The organism is Rhodovulum sp. BSW8 (genome assembly GCF_003314725.1).
Taxonomy (GTDB): Bacteria; Pseudomonadota; Alphaproteobacteria; order Rhodobacterales; family Rhodobacteraceae; genus Rhodovulum; species Rhodovulum visakhapatnamense.
On sequence record NZ_QNVX01000028.1, the window covers coordinates 1 to 3,457 of the forward strand.

Annotated in this window: 3 protein-coding genes, 1 tRNA gene and 3 pseudogenes; 2 read left to right on the plus strand and 5 right to left on the minus strand. The window is 61.1% G+C overall.

The genetic code is table 11. The annotated features are described in order from the left end of the window. Both DSD19_RS13150 and DSD19_RS13160 read right to left on the minus strand, forming a co-directional pair. On the minus strand, positions 1-251 hold a 251-nt coding region (locus DSD19_RS13150; RefSeq protein WP_133260432.1), incomplete at its 3' end, for a transposase. Positions 252-615: 364 nt separating this feature from the next. Beyond that, a pseudogene (locus DSD19_RS13160) lies at positions 616-1,114 on the minus strand (IS5 family transposase); the annotation flags it as partial. On the opposite strand from DSD19_RS13160, the pseudogene DSD19_RS13165 reads away from it, so the two are divergent. Continuing rightward, positions 1,113-1,406: pseudogene (locus DSD19_RS13165) on the plus strand (IS3 family transposase); the annotation flags it as partial. The pseudogenes DSD19_RS13160 and DSD19_RS13165 sit on opposite strands and share 2 nt — an antisense overlap. A gap of 71 nt (positions 1,407-1,477) precedes the next feature. On the opposite strand, the gene DSD19_RS13170 reads toward DSD19_RS13165, so the two are convergent. Next, a complete protein-coding gene (locus tag DSD19_RS13170) occupies positions 1,478-2,017 on the minus strand; it encodes an AAA family ATPase (RefSeq protein WP_113669918.1) in 540 nt (179 codons plus the stop codon). A gap of 313 nt (positions 2,018-2,330) precedes the next feature. Between DSD19_RS13170 and DSD19_RS13175 the strand changes: the two genes are divergently transcribed. Beyond that, a tRNA-Phe gene (locus tag DSD19_RS13175) sits at positions 2,331-2,405 on the plus strand. A 41-nt stretch (positions 2,406-2,446) separates the two neighbouring features. Here DSD19_RS13175 and DSD19_RS22370 read toward each other — a convergent pair. Continuing rightward, on the minus strand, positions 2,447-3,256 hold the full coding sequence (locus DSD19_RS22370) for a tyrosine-type recombinase/integrase (RefSeq protein WP_371412602.1): 810 nt from the start codon (positions 3,254-3,256) through the stop codon (positions 2,447-2,449). Further along, positions 3,239-3,375, minus strand: a pseudogene (locus DSD19_RS22095) (IS3 family transposase); the annotation flags it as partial. The pseudogene DSD19_RS22095 and the gene DSD19_RS22370, both read right to left, overlap by 18 nt. Between the last annotated feature and the right edge of the window lie 82 nt (positions 3,376-3,457).

The window sequence follows — 3,457 nt, forward strand, 5'->3', positions numbered from 1 at the left end:
AGCAGATCCTTCAGAACAACGTTGTCCAGCATGGCATCCGCCAGCAGGCGCTTCAGCTTCGCGTTCTCATCCTCGAGCCGCTTCAGCCGCTTGGCGTCCGACAGGTCCATCCCGCCATACCTGGCCTTGAGCTTGTAGAAGGTCGCCGGGCTCAACCCATGCTTCCGGCAAAGTTCCGAGGTGGGCAAACCCGCCTCCTGCTCCTTGAGCATCCCGATAATCTGCGCCTCGGTGAAACGGCTTTTCCTCATTCGTCTGCTCCTTCAGGTCGGGCAGACTCTACGCTACGGCGAGGGAACTTCCGGGGGGCTGGTCACACCCTATCTCCTCTCCAAGTCATGGCCGAAGACGGACCGCAGGTATTCATATACTTCGACACGACCGGAACTCGCGGAAGCAGAGCGAAGCAGCTTGTCAAAATTCACCAGGAAAGCGGAGTTCCTGCGAGGATTCAGCAGCAGGCAATCAGTCCACACGTCCAGCTCGCCTTCGATTGACGAGGCGTACTTCAAGATCCCATACATCAGGACCTGCCGGAAGTCGCCAGAAACACAGTTCCGGTCCGTAGGTTTCACCTCGATCAGAGTGCTTCCTAGGCTCAGGACTCGTTTTTGATCATAGCCAGAACTGGACGGTTGCGGCGAGCATGATCGCAGAGAAGAACGTGTCCGGGCACCGATCGTATCGTGTGGCGACGCGCCGCCAGTCCTTGAGGCGGCCGAACATGATCTCTATGCGGTTGCGGCGCCTGTAGCGGCGCTTGTCGTATTTCACGGCCGTCTTGCGGGACTTTCGACCGGGGATGCAGACCTTTATCCCCTTGTCTTTCAACGCTTCTCTGAACCAATCAGCATCATAACCTCGATCGGCGAGCAGCCAGCCCGCTTTCGGAAGCTCGCCCAGCAGCGCCGCCGCGCCGGTGTAATCGCTGACCTGCCCGGCCGACATGAAGAACCCGATCGGTCGCCCTTTGGCATCGGCAACGGCGTGCAGCTTGGTGTTCATCCCGCCCGTTCGATCAGGCGCCCACGCCCCCCTTTTTGACGCGCAGGCTCGATGCCGTGCGGTGTGCCTTGAGATACGTCGCGTCGATCATGATCGTCTTGTGCCCGGCGCAGTTCACCAGCCGCGAGTGGCAGATCTTTCAACATCGGCACAATCTGGAACCGAGCATGCGCCGGCGCGGAAACTGTCACGACAATGCCGTTGCAGAAAGCTTCTTCCAGTTGCTGAAGCGGGAGCGGATCAGGCGGCGCACATATCCGACCCGCAACGACGCCCGGCGAAACATGTTCAAATACATCGAACTGTTCCACAACCCGAAGCGCAAGCACACGAACAACGGCATGCTGTCGCCCATTGACTATGAGACCAGACAGCACAAACTGAACCAGGCAGGTGTCTAAGAGATCTGGGGCACCTCAGCCGTGTGGATTGTCCGATGCCGCAGTTCAACCGCGGCATCTGGAGATGACTGTTAGATAGCGAGCTGCTCACAAACAAAGTCAGCGCGCCATGCGATATCCGTGCGCGGCAACTCGATGATCTCGTAGCCGAACGCGATGTAAGTCTCGAACATAACGGAGCAGGTCGCTTCGGCCTCGGTCTGGCTCTGCTTGCGCTCGGGGTCCTGCGTGAAGATCTCGTCCCAGTAGGGCGCCAGGAAGACGCGACGGTTGTGGCGGGCTGCCTTGGCCGCTGTGGCCACATGGGGCGGCACGGGGAGGTTGCAGAGCGTCAGGTATCCCAAGATGTCAGGAATGCCGCGATCGAAGATCACAGGGCCTGAGAGTGCCCGTGCGGCGCGGTGGGCGCGCAGGTCCCGCTCCAGCATCCGTTCGGCGCAGGCAGCAAGGTCGGCCCAGGGAAGGGCATCTCCGCCGCTCTGCATTTCCTCGCGAATGATCGCGCGGCCGGATTCGGGGATTGTGTGAAAGCCGCGGCGGGCAAGCTCGGCGATCAGGCTGGTCTTGCCCGCACCGGGGCCGCCCGTCAGGACGAAGAAAGGGGCGCTCATGGGCCATCCTCGGGTTTGACAGGGGAAAGGGCTGCGGAGAGATCAACACAACATGGGCGTGGATCGAGGCAGCATGGATTTTCGTAGGGAAAACGGCACCGGCCTGCGCGGCAGAGGCAAATCCTCTGACAAAAAAGGCAGAACTATCTGGTGCTCCTCACACGGACAGGACCTGCCGTCCGGCCGGGACAGATCCCACGCGCAGAGAGGACTGCGTGCGACAAAAATCCTTCGGAAACGGATCGGATCCTCTGGACACCCCCGCTGCTCTCGCCTAAACACCTGCCACCCGAAGCACGATTGCTTCGCCCTCGCCCGGGTAGCTCAGGGGTAGAGCAGTGGATTGAAAATCCTCGTGTCGGTGGTTCGATTCCGCCCCCGGGCACCATTCAAACGCTTGATATTGCTCGATATTCATTCTTGAGCCTCTCAGGGTTTGACAGTTTTCTTGAAGGGTTTGACAACTTTTGATCGGCGTTCGTTCTCCTTTTCGAGTGTTTCCATCGTGAGCCGGTTGCGGTCCGCAAGGTTGGCGGACCGGGAATAGTGGCGGGCCATCGAAGGGGTTTTCTGCCCCAGCAGGTCCGCAATCTGGCGTTCCTCTAGCCCCGCCTCGCGCAGCGTCGTGGCCACGGTATGCCGCAGGCCCTTGAGGGTCAGACCGGGTTGCACGGCTTCCTCAGCTTCCAGCTTCTTCTTGAAGCGGTGCCAAACCGTCGAAAAGCCGTTGTAGGTCCAGGGCTTCCCGGGAGACGTGGCAAGGATCGTCACCGCGTCGTGGGCCGGTGCAGCGTCCAGAGCCGCTTGCAGCGTCGGGCCGATAGGAATGGCGACCTGATGCCCCGTCTTGCCCCGGACGCCCCAGATCGTGTTGCCTTCGATCTGGCGACGGGTCAGCTTGAGCGCGTCGGACGGATCAAGGCCCGTGTTCATAATCAGCGCGACCGCCACCCGGACGTGAGGCGCGGCCCGATCCAGCACAACGGCGCGCTCCTCGACCGTCCAGGGCCGGTTGGCATAGGGCCGATCTTTCGGGCGCGGCTTGGGAATGACGCCCGCCGCATAGTCCCGGTCGATCAGCCCGCGCGGAATGGCATAGCGAAAAACTTGGCTCAGGAAGGTGCGCACCATGTTTGCCCGCCGCCAGCCTATCTTGCCCGCCGCCTTGTCATGGATACCCGACACAAGGGGCGTCGTGATCGCCGAAACGGGCGTGTCGCGGATCGGGTGATCCTTCATCGCCCGCAGCACCGCGTCCCGCCGCGCCATCGGTGTCGTCAGGGTTTTCCCAACAGATCCTTCAGAACCACGTTGTCCAGCATCGCATCCGCCAGTAGGCGTTTCAGCTTCGCGTTCTGACCTGCCCCCCGGAAGTTCCCTCGCCGTAGCGTAGAGTCTGCCCGACCTGAAGGAGCAGACGAATGAGGAAAAGCCGTTTCA